The sequence below is a fragment of the Streptomyces sp. NPDC034084 genome (genome assembly GCF_055575535.1).
In genome coordinates, this window is the sequence record NZ_JBVISK010000008.1 from 202,267 (window position 1) to 219,961 (window position 17,695).

Consider the following 17,695-nt stretch of genomic DNA (forward strand, 5'->3'; position numbering starts at 1 on the left):
CGCCGCCCGCAGAGCCCGGCAGCCCTGGCCGGGAGGTCGCCCGCGTGGTCGACGGCATGGGGCCGGTTGGCCTGCCCGGCGGCGTACTCAGCCGGTGGTTGAGTACGCGCGCCCTGTCGGCCCGCCGGGTGCGCGCGGCACCGTGCCCGTATGGGAATCAGCGCGCGTGAACTCGCCGCCGCCACACCGGCGACGCGGGACCGGTACGTCGATCTGCTCCGGGTCGCCTCGCTCGCGGTCGTCGTCCTCGGCCACTGGCTGATGGCGGCCGTCACCGCCGACGGGCAGGTCGGCAACCTGCTCGCCGTCGTGCCGGAGCTCCAGGTGGTGACCTGGGTGTTCCAGGTGATGCCGGTGTTCTTCTTCGTCGGCGGCTTCTCGCACGCCCTCGCCCACCGTTCCCGCCCCCGGTACGCGGCCTTCCTGCGGGCCCGGCTCCAGCGGCTGCTGCGGCCGACGATGGTGTTCGCCGGGGTGTGGGGCGCGGCCGCGCTGGTGCTCCAGCTGTCCGGCGCCGACGGCGGGCTCACCGGGGTCGCGTTGCGGCTCGTCACGCAGCCGCTGTGGTTCATCGGGATCTATCTCGCGATGGTGGCCCTCACGCCGCCGCTGCTGCGGCTGCACGAGCGGTGGGGCTGGGGTGCGTTCGGCGCGCTGGTGGGGGCGGCGGTCGCGGTGGACGTGCTGCGGTTCGCGGCGGACGTCCCCTTCGTCGAGTTCCTGAACTTCGCGTTCGTATGGCTCGCCGTCCACCAGCTCGGCTTCCTCCGCGCCGACGGCATGATCCGCCGCCCGGCCCTGCTCGCCGCCGCGGGCCTCGTCGGCGCGTCCGTGCTCGTCGCCCTCGGGCCGTATCCGCTGTCGATGGTCGGCATGCCCGGCGAGAAGGTGTCGAACATGGCCCCGCCGACCCTCGCCCTGCTCTGCCACGGCCTGTGGCTGGTCGGCGCTGTCGAGCTCCTCAAGGGCCCGGGGGCGCGGCTCGTCGCCCGCGCCGGGGTGTGGCGGACGGTGGTCGCCGCCAACGGGATCGCGATGACGGCCTTCCTGTGGCACCTGACGGCCATGCTCGGGGTGTACGGGGCGCTGCTCGGCCTCGGCGTGGGGCTCCCGGCCCCGGCCTCGGCGGCCTGGTGGGCGCAGGTCCCGCTCCGGTTCGCGGCGGCGGGGCTTCTCACCGCGCTGCTGGTGTGGGTCTTCCGCCGCTTCGAGCAGTCCGGGGCGACCCGCCGCGAGGGCGGCTCCGCGCCGCTCGCCGCCCTGGGCGTCACCCTGGCCCTCTTCGGCGTCCTCGGCCTCTCGATGACCGGCTTCGCCGGTCTCCTCACCGGCCACTCCGCCACCCTGATCGCCGTCCCGGTCACGGCCCCGGCGGCGGTCGCCCTGACGCTGGCGGGCTGGCTGCTCGTGGACCGGCCTGCATCTCGTCGATCGCGGTGAGGTCGATGTCGAGGGGGAAGGGGGCGGTCAGCTTCAGCCGGTCACGGTGGACGCCGGTGCAGGTGCGTCATCACGAAGAGTGACCGGGCCCCCCACCGTCTACCCTTGGACGTCGATCGATCCCCCGTACAGGAGTCAACGTGGCCGTCAACCTGGTCAATGTCGAGAACGTCAGCAAGGTGTACGGCACCCGTGCCCTGCTCGACGGGGTCTCGCTCGGTGTCTCCGAGGGGGACAGGATCGGGGTCGTCGGACGCAACGGCGACGGCAAGACCACCCTCATCCGGATGCTCGCCAGGCTGGAGGACGCCGACACCGGCCGCGTCACCCACAGTGGCGGGCTCCGTCTCGGGGTGCTCACCCAGCACGACTCCCTCGACCCGAAGGCCACCATCCGGCACGAGGTCATCGGCGTCATGGCCGACCACGAGTGGGCGGGCAGCGCCAAGATCCGCGACGTGCTCACCGGGCTCTTCGGCGGGCTCGACCTGCCCGGCTTCGAGCAGGGTCTCGACACCGTCATCGGCCCGCTCTCCGGCGGTGAGCGGCGGCGCATCGCGCTCGCCAAGCTCCTCATCGAGGACCAGGACCTGATCGTCCTCGACGAGCCCACCAACCACCTCGACGTCGAGGGCATCGCCTGGCTCGCCCAGCACCTCCAGGAGCGCCGCTCGGCGCTCGTCTGCGTCACCCACGACCGCTGGTTCCTCGACCAGGTCTGCACCCGCATGTGGGACGTGCAGCGCGGTGACGTGCACGAGTACGAGGGCGGCTACTCCGACTACGTCTTCGCCCGCGCCGAGCGCGAGCGGATCGCGGCCACGGAGGAGGTCAAGCGGCAGAACCTGATGCGCAAGGAGCTGGCCTGGCTGCGGCGCGGCGCCCCCGCCCGTACCTCCAAGCCGCGCTACCGCATCGAGGCCGCGAACGAGCTGATCGCCGACGTGCCGCCGCCGCGCGACACCAGCGAGCTGATGAAGTTCGCCAACGCCCGCCTCGGCAGGACCGTCTTCGAGCTGGAGGACGTGTCCGTCACGGCCGGCCCCAAGGAGCTGCTCAAGCACCTCACCTGGCAGCTCGGGCCCGGCGACCGCATCGGCCTCGTCGGCGTCAACGGCGCGGGCAAGACCTCACTCCTGCGGGCGCTCGCCGAGGCGGCCGTCAGCCAGGGCGAGAAGCAGCCCGCCGCCGGCAGGATCGTCGTCGGCAAGACCGTCCGGCTCGCGTACCTCTCGCAGGACGTCACCGAACTCCCCGCCACGCTCCGCGTCCTGGAGGCCGTGCAGCAGATCCGCGACCGGGTCGACCTCGGCAAGGGCCGGGAGATGACCGCGGGCCAGCTGTGCGAGCAGTTCGGCTTCTCCAAGGAGAAGCAGTGGACGCCGGTCGGCGACCTCTCCGGTGGTGAGCGCCGCCGCCTCCAGCTGCTCCGCCTGCTGATGGACGAGCCGAACGTCCTCTTCCTCGACGAGCCCACCAACGACCTCGACATCGAGACCCTGACCCAGCTGGAGGACCTCCTCGACGGCTGGCCGGGCTCCATGGTCGTCATCTCCCACGACCGGTTCTTCCTCGAGCGCACCACGGACCGGACGTTCGCGCTGCTCGGCGACAAGACCCTGCGGATGCTGCCGCGCGGCATCGACGAGTACCTGGAACGCCGCCGGAAGGCGATCGAGGCGTCGGTCCCGGCGCCCGCCGCCGCTCCCGCGCAGCAGAAGCCGGGCGTCTCGGCCGCCGACGCGCGTGCCGCGAAGAAGGAGCTGCAGAAGGTCGAGCGGCAGCTCGACAAGGTCTCCGACAAGGAGGCGAAGCTGCACGCGCAGATCGCCGACAACGCCACCGACTTCGAGAAGGTGGCGAAGCTCGACGCGGAGCTCCGGGAACTCGCGGGGGAGCGCGAGGAATTGGAGATGCGCTGGCTGGAACTGGCCGAGGACGCCTAGGCCCGGTCCGGCGGGACGCATAACGAGGGCATCACAGGCCGGTCCTCCCTTGGGTACAAGGGGCGGACCGGTCGCTTTTGCGCCATCGCGTGAGTGGTAGAAAGAAAACCCGTTCACGTCAAGGGGGAACCGCTGATGACCCAGCCGCCCAGCAACCAGCCGCCGGGGGGCTTCGGAGCCCCTCAGGACCCGAACCAGCCCCCGCACCAAGGTCCGAACCCGGGTCCCGGTCAGGCGCCGGGCACGCCGCCCGTGCCGCCGGTCCCGCCGCAGAGCCCGCCGCCCGCCGCGCCGGGACCGTACGGGCAGCCGGCGCAGCCCGGGTACGGATACCCGCAGCAGCCGGGCCAGCAGCCGGGCCAGGCCCCGCAGCCCGGTCCGTACGGCCAGCCCGGCCCCTACGGGCAGCCCGCGCCGCAGCCCTACGGCTACCCGCAGCCGGGCCAGCCGGCCCAGCCCGGCCCGTACGGTCAGCAGCAGAACCCCTACGGCGGATACCCCACCCAGCCCCCGTACCCGGGCGCCCCGACCCCGCCCCAGGGCCCCGGTGGCGGCGGTCCGTTCAAGGGCCGGACCGGTGTCGTCGCCGCCGTGGCCGCCGCGGCCGTCCTGGTCGCCGCCGTCACGACCTGGGCGGTCGTCGGCGGGGACGACGACAAGGACCCGATCGCGCAGCCCACCGCCACGGCCGGCACCTCCTCGGGTGCGCCCAAGCCCACCGAGTCGGTGGACGAGGGCGACGGCTCGGGTGACGGCCGGGGCGGCGACGACGACCTCAACGCGGGCCGCCAGAGCGGTGAGGCGAAGGTCGACTGGCTGCTGAAGAACGACGTCGACCTGCCCCGCAACGGCTCGGACGTCTTCGGCCCGTGGATCGTCGGCGACACCGTCGTCAAGGCGATGTACAAGGGCGTCGACGGCTACGGCCTCGGCGACGGCAAGCTCAAGTGGCACGTGGACCTCCCGTTCGAGCTGTGCGCCGTCCCGCCGCAGCCCGCCGCCGACGGTTCCATGGTCTTCGGGTACGCCGAGAGCGCCAAGGACGGCGCCAAGTGCACCCAGCTCCAGAAGATCGACCTCAAGACCGGCAAGGCCGGCTGGAAGAAGGCCGTCCCCAAGGCCACGGGGCTCTTCGCCTTCTCCGACAACACCCTGGCCATCAGCGGCAACACGGTCACGGCGGCCGGTTCCAGCAGTGCGTACGGCTTCTCACTCGCCGACGGCCGGCAGCTCTTCAAGGGCGCCACCACCGGCTGCAAGCCCTTCGCCTACGCGGGCGGCAGCAAGCTGATCGCCGCCATGGACTGCCCGTCGGGCAGCACGAGCAAGAAGGTCCAGGCCATCGGCGAGGTCGACCCCAACACCGGCAAGCCGAAGTTCACCTTCCAGCTGGAGGCGAACTGGGAGGTCGACAAGGTCTACTCGGTCGACCCGCTGGTCGTCTCGGCCACCCAGCGCGACCAGAAGAAGTGGTCCATCTTCGCGCTCGAAGCGAACGGGAAGCTCCGCTCGCAGATCCAGGGCGGCAACGACAAGTTCGCCCCGTCGTGCGGCGGCAGCTTCGTCATCTTCGGCAAGAACCTCCAGGGCTGCACGGGCGTCGCGGCCGACGCGAACACCTTCTACATGGCCACCGAGGGCGGTTACGGCAAGACCAACGAGGTCGTCGCCTTCGACCTGAAGAACGGCAAGGCCAAGTGGCGGGCCAAGGCGCCCGAGGGACGCTCGGTGGAGCCACTGCGCATGGAGGGCTCCGACGTCCTGCTGTACGTGGCCCCGCTGTACGACAAGGGCGGCGCCGTCGCGACCCTCGCCCCGACCGGCGGCGCGCCGAAGATCGTGCTCCAGCACCCGGTCTCGACCTCCGAGATCGAGGGCAGCTTCTACGGCGCGAACTACGCCTACGGCAGCGGCACCTTCGTGGTGGCGGCCGGGCGGGTGTCGGCGGCCAACGACAAGGACGAGAAGCAGGTCAAGACGATGATGGCCTTCAGCAAGTGAGGTACGCGGACCGATGACGCAGCCACCCCCGCCCCCGCCGAACCAGCCGCCGGACCCGCAGGGAGGCTTCGGCGCCCCGACGCCGCCGCCTCCGCAGCAGCAGCCGGGCTACGGCTACCCGCAGCAGCCGCCGACCCAGCCCGACCAGGGCTACGGCTACCCGCAGCAGCCGCCGACCCAGCCGGACCAGGGCTACGGCTACCCGCAGCAGCAGCCCCCGGCGTACGGGTACCCCACCGCGCCCCAGCAGCCGCAGCAGTACGGGGACTACCAGCAGCCGGTCCCGCCCCCGTACGGCTACCCGACCCAGCCACAGCAGCCGCAGTACGGCGGCTACCCGCAGCCCACCCCGCCCCCGGCCCCCGGCGGCGGCAAGAAGCTGTCGGCACAGCTGCAGATCGTCATCGCGGCGGTCGTCGCCGTCGTCCTGATCATCGGCGCCGGCATCTGGTACGCCAACTCCGGCGGCGGTGACGAGGGCAACGAGGCCAAGGGCTCCGGCGGCACCTCGCAGGGCTCCGCCTCGGGCGGCGGTGACACCGGAGGCAACGGCCTGGGCGGCGGTGGCAAGGAGAAGCCGCCGGCCGACACCAAGGCCAAGATGGCCTTCCAGCTCGGGGAGCCGAAGGTCCCGGACGTCACCGACTTCTCCGGTTCCTGGATCACCGACAAGGCGTTCGTGAAGCCGGGCGTGAACTCGATCGTGGGCTACGACCTGGACAAGGGCACCGTCCTGTGGACGCTGCCGCTGACCGGCCAGGTCTGCGGCGCCTCGCGCCACGTCACCGCGGACAACAAGGCGCCCATCCTCTTCGAGGCCACCAAGCGGGTCGCGCCGCGCTACTACCAGCCGTGCACCGAGGTCGGCCTGGTCGACCTGAACACCGGCAAGCTGCTCTGGTCGACCTCGGTCACCGGCGGCAGCGCCGGCGACCAGAAGGTCCGGTTCGGCGAGGTCACGCTCAGCGGGGCGACCGTGGCGGCCGGCGGCACCGACGGCGGGGCCGCCTTCGACCTCGCCAACGGCAACCCGCGCTGGAAGCCGCAGGCCAACGACCAGAACTGCTACGACATGGGGTACGGCGGCGGGGAGGGCCTCGTCGCGGTCCGCAAGTGCGGGCAGTACGACAACCCGAGCGTGCTGATCCAGAACCTCAACCCGACGACGGGCGCCCCGGTCTCGCAGTACAAGATGCCGTCCGGCGCGAAGTACGCCTCGATCGTCTCCACCAAGCCGCTGGTCGTCGCGGCCGACGTCGGCGACACCGCCGGTGACGGCAGCGGCATCTCGGACTTCTTCTCCATCGACGAGAAGACCGGGAAGCTGAAGGCGAAGATCACGGCGGACGCCGACCAGTACGCGGCCCGCTGCCGCGCCACCGAGGTCGAGTCCTGCACCCAGGCCCTCGTCGGCAACGGCCGGCTGTACGTGCCGACCGAGGAGCACGAGGGCAGCACCGGCGAGTACGGCGACGAGACCAACGAGATCATCGCCTTCGACCTGGCCACCGGGCGCACGGTGCCCGAGAAGGCCGACGCGGGCGACAAGTTCACCTTCGTCCCGCTGCGCATGGACGGCGGCAACCTCATCGTCTACAAGGCCCCGCCCTACGACCAGGGCGGCCGGATCGTCTCGGTCGACGGCGGCACGATGAAGGAGACCCTCCTCCTGGAGAACCCGGCGAACAAGTCGCTCCACAACCCCGAGTCGAGCTTCAGCCTCAACGGAGCCGAACTCCTCTACCGGGACGGCCGGTTCTTCATCTCGGAGACCCTGGTCAGCAAGCCCCGGCCGAATCCCTCTCCCAACGACATCAAGGAGTACCTGGTGGTCTCCTTCTCCGTCGGGCACTGACGAGCCGTCAGTCGACCGTGGGCCCCTCCGGTGATCCGGAGGGGCCCACGCGCATGTCGGCGGCCGGAACGGGGCAGCGTGTAGCTTTCCGGGTCAGGCCGCCGGGGCGTCCGGCCGGCCGGGACGATGGGGGATGACCGGGATGGGCGTACGCCTCGTGGTGGTGGACGACCACCGCCTGCTCGCGGAGGCGCTCGCCTCGGCGCTGAAGCTGCGCGGGCACCGGGTGCTCGCGGCGGCCGCGCCGGTGGCGGGGGCCGCGGAGCTGGTGGTGAGCCGGGCGCCGGAGGTCTGCCTCCTCGGCACGGCGGCGCCGGACGCGCCGGGGACCTTCGACCCGGTCGTACGGATCAAGCGGGAGCGGCCGCAGGTGGCCGTGGTGGTGCTCGGCCCGGTGCCGTCACCGCGCGGGATCGCGGCGGCGTTCGCGGCCGGGGCCTCGGGATACGTGCGGCACGACGAGCGCATCGAGGGGGTGGAGCGCGCACTTGTGAAGGCGCGGGCGGGGGAGTCGGCGGTGGCGCCGCAGCTGCTCCAGGGGGCCTTCGCGGAGCTGCTGCATCCCTCGGCGCAGCCGGACGACGAGGCGCGGCGGCTGCTGCGGCTGCTGACGCGGCGGGAGGTGGAGGTCCTCGTGCGGGTCGCGGAGGGCGAGGACACCCGGCTGATCGCGGCGGGCATGGGGATCGCGCCGAGCACGGCCCGGACGCATGTGCAGCGGGTCCTGATGAAGCTGGAGGTCGGTTCGCGCCTGGAGGCGGCGGCGCTCGCGGCCCGTACGGGGCTGCTGGACCGCGCGGTACCGGGGCAGCGCGGCCCCTTCTGAGCCCGTGCGCTGAGCGCCGTCCGAGCCTCTTCGGAGTGACTTTCGCGGGCCCCCGGGGCGTGGGGCCCGTTCAGCCATTGACGGCGATGTTCGAATGTGATTCTTTGTGCGTGGTTCTGTTTGTTTCGCTCGGAGGCACCCCCGTGAAGAAGACCGTCACCACGCTGGCCGACGGGCGCGAGTTGATCTACTACGACACGCGTGACGACCTCGTCCGCACCGCCGTCGACCGCCGCGCCCTCACCCCCGTCGTCTCCCGCTCCGAGATCCGGTACGACGAGCTGACCGGCGACCCCGTCGCCGTGGCCTCGCACCGGCAGGCCCGCACCTACCACCCCCCGGCCGACGCCTGTCCGCTCTGCCCCGCCAAGGACGGCCACGAGAGCGAGATCCCCGAGGAGAGCTACGAGGTGGTGGTCTTCGAGAACCGCTTCCCCTCGCTCTCCGGTGGCGTCGGCCGCTGCGAGGTCGTCTGCTTCACCGACGACCACACGGACTCCTTCGCCGACCTCACCGAGGAGCGCGCCGCCCTCGTCCTCGACGCCTGGACCGACCGGACCGCCGCCCTGTCCGCCCTCCCGGGCGTCGAGCAGGTCTACTGCTTCGAGAACCGGGGCGCGGAGATCGGCGTGACCCTGCCCCACGCGCACGGCCAGATCTACGCCTTCCCGTACGTCACGCCCCGGACGGCCGCCATGCGCCGCTGCGCGGACGAGCACCGCGCGGCGACCGGCCGGAACCTCTTCGACGACGTCGTCGCCCGCGAGCAGGCCGACGGCGAGCGCGTGGTCCTGGAGACCGACCACTGGATCGCGTTCGTGCCGTACGCCGCCCACTGGCCGTACGAGATCCACCTCCACCCCAAGCGCCGGGTCCCCGACTTCCTCGCCCTCACCGGCGAGGCCCGCACAGAGTGCGCACAGGTCTACCTGGAACTCTTGAGGCGCTTCGACCGGATCTTCGGCCCGGACGAGCCGCCGACGCCCTACATCGCCGCCTGGCACCAGGCGCCGCTCACGGACGAGCGGCGTGAGGACTTCGGACTCCACCTGGAGCTTTTCACCGTCCGACGGGCCTCCGGCAAGCTGAAGTTCCTCGCGGGCACCGAGTCCGGCATGGGCGCGTTCATGAACGACGTACGGCCGGAGGACGCGGCCCGACGACTCCGAGAGGTGGCAGGCGCATGACGCGGAAGTATCTGGTGACGGGCGGGGCGGGCTACGTGGGCAGCGTGGTCGCCGCCCACCTCCTGGAGCGGGGCCACCGGGTCACCGTCCTCGACGACCTCTCCACCGGCTTCGCCGAAGCCGTCCCCGAAGGCGCCGAGTTCATCGAGGGCCGCGTCCAGGACGCCGCGAAGTGGCTGGACGCCGACTACGACGGCGTGCTGCACTTCGCCGCCTTCTCCCAGGTCGGCGAGTCCGTCGCCAAGCCGGAGAAGTACTGGGAGAACAACGTCGGCGGCACCATGACCCTGCTCGCCGCCATGCGGTCGGCGGGGGTCCGCAGACTGGTCTTCTCCTCCACCGCCGCGACCTACGGCGAGCCGGAGACCGTGCCGATCACCGAGACCGCGCCGACCGCGCCCACCAGCCCGTACGGGGCGAGCAAGCTGGCCGTCGACCACATGATCGGCGGGGAGTGCGCCGCCCACGGCCTGGCCGCCGTCTCACTGCGCTACTTCAACGTGGCCGGGGCGTACGGCCCGCTCGGCGAGCGGCACGAGCCCGAGTCCCACCTGATCCCGCTCGTCCTCCAGGTCGCCCTGGGGCGGCGCGAGGCGATCTCCGTGTACGGCGCGGACTACCCGACCCCGGACGGCACCTGCGTCCGCGACTACATCCACGTCGCCGACCTCGCCGAGGCCCACCTCCTGGCCCTCGACGCGATGACCGGCGGCGCCGTGCCGGCGGGCGAGCACCTCGTCTGCAACCTCGGCAACGGCAACGGCTTCTCCGTCCGCGAGGTCGTGGAGACCGTACGCAAGGTCACCGGTCACCCCGTCCCCGAGATCACCGCCCCCCGCCGCCCCGGCGACCCCGCCGTCCTGGTCGCCTCGGCCGAGGCCGCCCGCGAGCGGCTCGGCTGGACGCCGTCCCGCCCGGACCTCGCGGACGTCGTCGCCGACGCCTGGGCCTTCGCCCGTCGCTCCGAGGGGGTACGGCCGTGAATCCCGCCGCCGCCTTCGAGGCGCTCTACGGCGCCGCGCCCGAAGGTCTCTGGGCCGCCCCCGGGCGGGTCAACCTCATCGGGGAGTACACCGACTTCAACGACGGCTTCGTGCTGCCGCTCGCGCTGCCGCACACCACCGTCGCCGCCGTCGCCCGCCGCGACGACGGCGTACTGCGCCTGCACTCCGCCGACGTCGACGGCGGGATCGTCCAGCTGGACGTGGCGACCCTGGAGCCGCTCTCCGGCGGCGGCTGGGCGGCCTACCCGGCCGGTGTCGTCTGGGCGCTGCGGGAGGCGGGGCACCCGGTCACCGGGGCCGACGTCCACCTCACCTCGACCGTGCCGACGGGCGCCGGGCTGTCCTCCTCGGCGGCCCTGGAGGTCGTCACCGCGCTCGCCCTGAACGACCTGTTCGGCCTCGGGCTCTCCCGCCCCGAGCTCGCCCGGCTCGCCCAGCGCGCCGAGAACGCGTTCGTGGGCGTGCCCTGCGGGGTCATGGACCAGATGGCCTCCGCCTGCGCCGAGGAGGGGCACGCCCTCCATCTGGACACCCGGGACCTCTCGTACCGTCAGGTCCCCTTCGACCTCGCGCGCGAGGGGCTGCGGCTGCTCGTCGTCGACACCCGCGTGAAGCACGCGCTCGGGGACGGCGCGTACGCCGAGCGGCGCGCCGGGTGTGAAGCGGGTGCGCGGGCACTCGGTGTGCGCACGCTGCGCGAGGTGAGTGCCGCGCATCTGCCGGAAACGCTCGCACGGCTGAGCGACGAGACGGTGCGGCGGTACGTGCGGCACGTCGTCTCCGACAACGCCCGCGTGGAGCGGACCATCGCGCTGCTCGACGCGGGCGACCCCCGTGCCGTCGGCCCGGTCCTCACCGAGGGCCACGCCTCCCTCCGGGACGATCTGCGGGTCTCCTGCCCCGAGCTGGACCTCGTCGTCGAGGCGGCGAACGCGGCCGGGGCGCTCGGCGCCCGGATGACCGGCGGCGGCTTCGGCGGCTCGGCCGTCGTCCTCGTCGACGCCGGGCGGACGGAGGCGGTCGCCGCCGCCGTGGGGAAGGCCTTCGCCGAGGCCGGGTACGCGGCTCCCGGGGTCTTCCCGGCGGTGCCGTCGGCGGGCGCGCGCCGGCTCTGAACCACCGCTCGCGTTCCCACGACTTCGGACAGTTCCGCGAATCGGCCCCCGCCGGGGCGCCCCACCCCTACTCTGAGGGGCAGCGCCGGTGGGGGCCGGTGCTGTTCAGGGGGCGAGACCCGTCGGGTACGGCGTCCGGAGCGGGGTAGTCAACGCACGGCGGCGGCCGTGCCTTCGGCGGACCCGCTTCCGGCGCCGTACCCGCGTCGGTCCGTTCCTCGACACTTGGGAGTGTCCGTGGCACGCATCCGCGTCCTGGTGGTGGACGACCACCGGGTCTTCGCCGAATCTCTGGCCGCCGCCCTCGCGGCGGAGCCCGATGTCGACGTCGCCGCCGCCGGCAGCGGCCCGGCGGCCCTGCGCTGTCTGGAGCGCGGCGCGGCGGAGGGCCGCAGGTTCGACGTGCTGCTCGTCGACGCCGAGCTGGGCGCGGGGCCCGCAGGGACGGGCGTGGCGCGCGCGGTGCCCGAGGCCGCCGAGGACGGGATCTCGCTGGTCACGGGCGTACGACGGGTGCAGCCCGCGCTCCGTACGGTCGTCCTCGCGGAACGGGACGACCCGCGCCGGGCCGCGCTCGCGCTCCAGGCCGGGGCCTCCGGCTGGGTCGCGAAGGACTGCTCGCTCCAGCGGCTCCTCGCGGTGGTCCGGGGCGTGCTGCGGGACGAGACGCATCTGCCGCCCGCCCTGCTCACGGGCGTCCTGCGGGAGCTGACGCAGGCCCGTAAGCACCGCACGGACAGCGAGCGGCTCGTGGAGTCGCTGACCCCGCGCGAGCGGGAGGTGCTGCGGTGCATGGTCGCGGGCCTGGGCCGCAAGGCGGTCGCCGAGCGCCTCTTCCTGTCCCCGCACACCGTCCGTACGCACATGCAGAACGTGCTGGGGAAGCTGGGCGTGCACTCGACGCTCGCGGCGGTGGCACTGGCCCGCCGGGCGGGGGTGGGCCCCGCCGAGCCCGTGCTATCCGGGGATGTTGTCGAACGGGGCGGTCAGCCGGCGTAGCAGCGCGGCCAGGTCGCCGCGCTGGGCGCGGGAGAGCTGGGCGAGGATGGCGCGCTCCTGGGCGAGGAGCCCGGCGAGCGCCTCGTCGGCGCGGTCGCGGCCCTCGGGGGTGAGCCGGACCAGGACCCCGCGCCGGTCGCTGGGGTCGGGGAGCCGCTCGACGAGGCCCTTCTTGGTGAGCCGGTCGATGCGGTTGGTCATGGTGCCGGAGGTGACCAGGGTCTGGGTGAGGAGCTGGCCGGGGGAGAGCTGGTACGGGGCTCCGGCGCGGCGCAGGGAGGTCAGGACGTCGAACTCCCAGGGCTCCAGCTGGTGCTCGGAGAACGCGAGCCGACGGGCGCGGTCGAGGTGGCGGGCGAGCCGCGAGACGCGGCTGAGCACCTCGAGCGGTTCCACGTCGAGGTCGGGGCGCTCACGGCGCCATGCTGCGACCAGTCGGTCGACCTCGTCCTCCATGACGATCAGTGTAAAGGGTCTGTTGACATAAAGTCTCTTGTATTCGAGTTTCTCGACCTCAAGCATCTTGATAACGAGATATATTTTCCTGGACTATGGGGAAGGGACCGGCCGGAACGCCGTTCCGCTTCGGCAACTCGTGCCAGCAAGGGGGCTTCGAACATGCATTCCGTCCCATCCGCCGCACCGACCTGGGATCCGCAGCAATACCTCCGCCACTCCGGCCACCGCACCCGCCCGTTCCTCGATCTCCTCGCCCGAATACCGCAGTTGCCCGCCCAGGACCGGCCCGCCCGCATCGCCGACCTCGGCTGCGGACCCGGCAATGTGACGGCCCTCCTCGCCGACCGGTGGACCGACGCCCACATCACCGGGTTCGACCTCTCGCCCGAGATGCTGGAGACCGCCGAGAAGGACTGGGCGGGCACCACCCGGGGCGGCGGCTGGCTCGACTTCCGGCCCGCCGACGCCGCCCACTGGGTCCCCGACGAGCCCTACGACCTCATCGTCTCCAACGCCGCCCTCCAGTGGGTGCCCAACCATCCCGAGTCCTTCGCCGCCTGGATCGACGGCCTCCGCCCCGGCGGCACCCTCGCCTTCCAGGTCCCCGGCAACTTCACCTCACCCAGCCACGCCCTGCTCGGCGAGCTCTGCGACACCCCCGAGTGGCGCCCCCGCCTCGGCGACCAGGGCCGCCGCTTCGTCCACATCCTCGACACCGCCGACTACCTCACCCGCCTCACCGACCTCGGCTGCGAGACGGACGTCTGGGAGACCACGTACTGCCAGCTGCTCCAGGGCGAGGACCCCGTCCTCGACTGGGTGAAGGGCACCGCCCTGCGGCCCGTCCTCACCACCCTGGGCGACGACCAGGAGGCCGCCGACGCCTTCCTGGCCCAGTACCGCGCGCTCCTGCGCGAGGCCTACCCGCCCGGCCCGCACGGCACGGTCTTCCCCTTCCGCCGCCTCTTCGCGGTCGCCCGCAAGAAGGCGTGAACGGCGCGCGCCCCGCACCGGAATCCCGGTGCGGGGCGCGCGTCGGCACATCAGGCCGTCACTGGACGGCGTCGTAGATCCCCCAGCCGCCGCCGAGCCCGGCCCGCGGGGCGAACGCGCCCGGCGTGGTGTTCAGGTAGCGGTAGAGGTCGCCGCCGGAGGTGATGCCGAGGAGGTCGGCCTTGCCGTCGGCGTTGAGGTCACCGGGGGCGACCAGCTTGGCGTACGTGTTCCAGCCGGTGCCGATCCTCACCCGCGCCTTGAACGGCGTGGTGGCGTTGCCGGTGCCCGCGTACAGGTACAGGTCACCGCCGGAGGTCCGGGCCACCAGGTCCGGGCGGCCGTCGCCGGTGTGGTCGCCCGCGCCGAGGAGCTTGTTGTACGCGCCCCAGCCGCTGCCGACGTTGATCCGGGCGGCGAGGGCGGAGCCGGAGCCGTTGCCCTGGTACAGGTAGAGGTTGCCGGAGCGGTCGCGGGCGAGCAGGTCGCCCTTGCCGTCACCGGACAGGTCACCGGGGCCGACGATCGTGTCGTAGATGCCCCAGCCGCTGCCGATGGGGGTGTTGTCGATGGAGAGGCGGCCCTGGTAGACCTCCGCGAGGTCGGACGAGCCGTCCGCGTCCATCGACGAAAGGTGCGACCAGACGGCCCCCCGCCAGCCGCCCGTGTCGCCGTACTGGCTGCGCTGGGCGAGCGTGCCGTTGGTCCTGGCGCTGTACCAGAACATCGTGCCCGAGGAGTCCCGCGCGAAGACGCCCTCCTTGTTGCCCATGACCGGGTTGTTGCCCGCGCCGCCGAACTGCGGGACGCTCTCCCACTCGCCCGTGGCGCTGATCTGCTGACGGGCCGCGAGGGTGCCGTCGCCCTTGCCGGTGTAGTACCAGAGCGTGCCCTTCAGGTCGCGGGCGATCAGCTCGCCGTTGCCGTCGCCGTTGTCGTCGCCGACGGGGAAGATCTGGTTGTAGGCGCCCCAGCCGCCGCCGACGGCCCTGCTCGTGGCGAACGGCCTGGTCTTGTCGCCCGTACCGGCGTAGAACCACAGGGTGCCGGCGGTGTCGCGGCCGAGGAGGTCCGCCCAGCCGTCGCCGTTGTCGTCACCGATGCCGAAGAGCTGGTCGTAGGTGTTCCAGCCGCCGCCGAGCCGCACCCGGGAGGCGAACGGCGCCGTGCGGCTGCCGGTCGCGTAGTACAGCCACAGGACGCCGTCGTGGTCGCGGGCCACCAGGTCCGCGCGGCCGTCGTCGTTCACGTCTCCCGGCGCGACCAGCTTGTTGTAGACGCCCCAGCCGTAGCCCCGCCAGACGACCTTCGCGGCGTCGCCGGGCGGCGTGACGTCCGCGTACAGACTGAGCACACCCTGCTGCGAGAGCGTCAGGACCTCGGGGCCGCTGGCGTTCCCGTCCTGGTTGCCGATCGGGACGACGTCCTTCGGGTAGACCGGGGCCGACCCCAGCCGGCCGCCCCCGCCCGACGTCATGGACAGGTAGACCTGGCCGTCCACGTCGCGGTAGATCAGGTCGCCGCTGCCGTCACCGTCGAAGTCCGACAGCTGCGGAGACGCGCCGACCCCGGCGGCCGCCTCCGCGCCCTGACGGGCCGCGACGCTTCCCGGACGCGTCAGCGGCGGCGGGGTGAAGACGGTGACCGGCTTCTCGGCGGCCGGGCGCGGCGCCGGAGTGCCGGCGGAGGCCGGGCCCGCGAGGAGCAGGCCGGCGGAGAGCACGAGCGCGGTGCAGGCGGCGACACGACGCGCGCGCGTGGAGTGCGGGAAGAGCAAGAGATCCCCCCAGGGACCAGAGGTTCGACAGGAGCCGGTCGGGGGGGCTCGCACGGGTTCGGACGGCGTCGGCGCGTGCCCGGGGGCACAGGAAGACGGCTTCGTCCGGGAACAGGAACACCCCCCCCGGATGTGTGGACAGGAGTCTACTCACGCGGGTGGCCCACGCGCGGGCGCCCCGCACCGGAACTCCGGTGCGGGGCGCCCGCGGACCCGTCAGTACAGGGTGGTGTAGGTCTGGAAGCCGTGGCCGATCTCGACCCGGGGGGTGATCGCGGCGCTGGTGCCCGTCCCCAGGTACCGGTACAGGTCGCCCGCCGCGTTCACCGCGAGCAGGTCGGCCTTCCCGTCGCCGTTCAGGTCGCCCGGCGCCGCCAGCTTGTCGTACGTGCCCCAGCCCGTGCCGATCCTCACCCGCCCGGCGAACGGAGCGGTCGCGGAACCGGTGCCCTTGTACAGGTACAGGTTCCCCGAGCCGTCGCGGACCAGGACGTCCGCACGGCCGTCGCCCGAGAAGTCACCCGCGCCGAGGATCCGGTTGTACGCGCCCCAGCCCGCACCGACCTTGATCCGCGAGGCGAAGCCCGTGCCCGCCCCGTTGCCCCGGTACAGCCACAGGACGCCGGAGGTGTCACGGGCCAGCAGGTCGCCCTTGCCGTCGCCGCTCAGGTCGCCGGGACCGACGAGCAGGTTGTAGATCTGCCAGCCGCCGCCGAGGTCCCGGTCGTTGTTGAGGAGACGACCCTGGTAGACCTCCAGGAGGTCGGCGAACGCGCCCTCGTCCAGGGCGGAGACGTACGCGAGCTGCGCGCCGGCCCAGCTGCCGGTGACGCCCCACTGGGCGCGGGCGGTGATCTTGCCGTTGTTCTGGTCGCCGTACCAGAAGAGCGTCCCCGCCCTGTCGCGGCCGAGGAACCCGCTCCGGCCGGCGGAGGGGATGTTGCCCGCCCCGGCGAACTGGTCCACGCTGAGCCAGCTGCCGGAGAGCTTCACCGGCGCCGAGTACGAGCCGTCGCCGAGACCGCTGTAGGCCCAGAGCGCACCGGCCGCGTCACGGCCGAGCAGATCGGCCTTGCCGTCGCCGTTGCGGTCGTCGGGGGCGACGATCTGGTTGTACGTGTTCCAGCCCTTGCCGAGCTCCTTGCGCGGCTTGAACGGCGCCGCCGGGTCGCCCGTGCTGCCGTAGAAGTACAGCCGCCCGTCCGTGGCGCGGGCCACGACGTCACCGAAGCCGTCGCCACTGTTGTCACCGACACCCACGAGCTGGTCGTACGCGCCCCAGCCGGCACCGACCTTCGCACGCCCGGCGAACGGCGCCGACGGCACACCGGTCGCCCGGTAGTAGTACAGCTCGCCGTTGTACTGGCGGGCCAGCAGATCGGCCCTGCCGTCACCGCTGATGTCACCGGGCGAGAACACCTTGTTGTAGATGTTCCAGCCGTTGCCCGACCACGCCGGCGAGCCGGAGGTCATGGTCGCCTCCGCGTACAGCCGGAGCACGCCGTGCCGGGAGACCGCGAGCACCTCGGGCTTGCCCGAACCGTCCTGGTCCCCCAGCGGAACGAGGTCGAGGTTCTGGTTCACGAGCGAGTCGGCGGCCGTGAACTTGGTGGCCGCCGCCCCGCCGCTCGGCGCGACGTACGTCCGGCCGTCCTGCTTGCGGTGGATCAGATCGGTCCTGCCGTCACCGTCCACGTCGAAACGGGCCGGCACGACGGCCGTCGCCTCGGCGGCACGGGCCGCGCCCGCCCCGACCGCCGGCTGCGACATGTCCAGCTTCGGCGTCGTCGTGTCAGCGCTCTGCGGCTGCTCCACGACGGGCCGCGGCGGCCGGGACGCCGGCTCGGCCACGGCGGGCGACGCCAGCAGCATGCCGGCGGACAGGGCGAGCGCGGTGCAGGTGGTGACACGACGAGCACGCCCGGAGAATGCGGAACGCAAAAGATCCCCCCCTGGGGAACGTGAGAACCAAGGACCGGAACGGGGGGTCCGCGGCGCCCCCGCACGGCCACGGACACGGGCACGCACGGAGGGCGAACACCCCCCCCGGATGTGGGGAGGAGTGTACTCCCGAACGATCAGCGGAGGTCGAA

Annotated in this window: 12 protein-coding genes and 1 pseudogene; 10 read left to right on the plus strand and 3 right to left on the minus strand. The window is 72.8% G+C overall.

Annotated elements, in window-relative coordinates:
• Positions 1 to 150: 150 nt before the first annotated feature.
• The 9 genes from ACZ51I_RS27675 to ACZ51I_RS27715 all read left to right on the plus strand — a co-directional run bounded on the left by ACZ51I_RS27675 (position 151) and on the right by ACZ51I_RS27715 (position 12,373).
• Entirely contained in the window at positions 151 to 1,440 is a 1,290-nt protein-coding gene (locus ACZ51I_RS27675; RefSeq protein ID WP_468880993.1) for an acyltransferase family protein, read from the plus strand.
• A 140-nt stretch (positions 1,441 to 1,580) separates the two neighbouring features.
• Positions 1,581 to 3,386, plus strand: a complete 1,806-nt coding sequence (locus tag ACZ51I_RS27680) for an ABC-F family ATP-binding cassette domain-containing protein (protein WP_468880995.1) — start codon at positions 1,581 to 1,583, stop codon at positions 3,384 to 3,386.
• A gap of 135 nt (positions 3,387 to 3,521) precedes the next feature.
• Positions 3,522 to 5,387 (plus strand): outer membrane protein assembly factor BamB family protein, encoded by a 1,866-nt coding sequence (locus tag ACZ51I_RS27685; protein WP_468880998.1) that lies wholly within the window; start codon positions 3,522 to 3,524, stop codon positions 5,385 to 5,387.
• A 13-nt stretch (positions 5,388 to 5,400) separates the two neighbouring features.
• On the plus strand, positions 5,401 to 7,242 hold the full coding sequence (locus ACZ51I_RS27690) for an outer membrane protein assembly factor BamB family protein (protein WP_468881001.1): 1,842 nt from the start codon (positions 5,401 to 5,403) through the stop codon (positions 7,240 to 7,242).
• Between the two features lie 142 nt (positions 7,243 to 7,384).
• The gene (locus ACZ51I_RS27695; RefSeq protein ID WP_468881004.1) at positions 7,385 to 8,068 is read left to right on the plus strand and encodes a response regulator transcription factor; all 684 of its coding nucleotides are present in this window, start codon (positions 7,385 to 7,387) and stop codon (positions 8,066 to 8,068) included.
• A gap of 143 nt (positions 8,069 to 8,211) precedes the next feature.
• A complete protein-coding gene (gene galT, locus ACZ51I_RS27700) occupies positions 8,212 to 9,255 on the plus strand; it encodes a galactose-1-phosphate uridylyltransferase (RefSeq protein ID WP_468881323.1) in 1,044 nt (347 codons plus the stop codon).
• Positions 9,252 to 10,238 (plus strand): UDP-glucose 4-epimerase GalE, encoded by a 987-nt coding sequence (gene galE / locus ACZ51I_RS27705; protein ID WP_468881006.1) that lies wholly within the window; start codon positions 9,252 to 9,254, stop codon positions 10,236 to 10,238. Before galT ends, galE begins: the two co-directional genes overlap by 4 nt.
• Positions 10,235 to 11,374, plus strand: a complete 1,140-nt coding sequence (galK, locus tag ACZ51I_RS27710; RefSeq protein ID WP_468881007.1) for a galactokinase — start codon at positions 10,235 to 10,237, stop codon at positions 11,372 to 11,374. The genes galE and galK overlap by 4 nt, the downstream gene beginning before the upstream one ends.
• Before the next feature lie 237 nt (positions 11,375 to 11,611).
• On the plus strand, positions 11,612 to 12,373 hold the full coding sequence (locus ACZ51I_RS27715) for a LuxR C-terminal-related transcriptional regulator (protein WP_468881010.1): 762 nt from the start codon (positions 11,612 to 11,614) through the stop codon (positions 12,371 to 12,373).
• Here ACZ51I_RS27715 and ACZ51I_RS27720 read toward each other — a convergent pair.
• A complete protein-coding gene (locus tag ACZ51I_RS27720) occupies positions 12,332 to 12,829 on the minus strand; it encodes a MarR family winged helix-turn-helix transcriptional regulator (RefSeq protein WP_189508020.1) in 498 nt (165 codons plus the stop codon). The two genes, ACZ51I_RS27715 and ACZ51I_RS27720, sit on opposite strands and share 42 nt — an antisense overlap.
• Positions 12,830 to 12,991: 162 nt before the next feature.
• Here ACZ51I_RS27720 and ACZ51I_RS27725 point away from each other — a divergent pair, with 162 nt between their 5' ends.
• The gene (locus ACZ51I_RS27725; RefSeq protein WP_468881012.1) at positions 12,992 to 13,825 is read left to right on the plus strand and encodes a trans-aconitate 2-methyltransferase; all 834 of its coding nucleotides are present in this window, start codon (positions 12,992 to 12,994) and stop codon (positions 13,823 to 13,825) included.
• A gap of 229 nt (positions 13,826 to 14,054) precedes the next feature.
• Here the strand turns inward: ACZ51I_RS27725 and ACZ51I_RS27730 are convergent.
• Positions 14,055 to 15,302 (minus strand): annotated as a pseudogene (locus ACZ51I_RS27730) (FG-GAP repeat domain-containing protein); the annotation flags it as partial.
• A 516-nt stretch (positions 15,303 to 15,818) separates the two neighbouring features.
• Positions 15,819 to 17,543 carry an FG-GAP repeat domain-containing protein gene (locus ACZ51I_RS27735; protein ID WP_468881014.1) on the minus strand — a complete coding sequence of 575 codons (1,725 nt, stop codon included), beginning with the start codon at positions 17,541 to 17,543 and terminating at the stop codon, positions 15,819 to 15,821.
• Between the last annotated feature and the right edge of the window lie 152 nt (positions 17,544 to 17,695).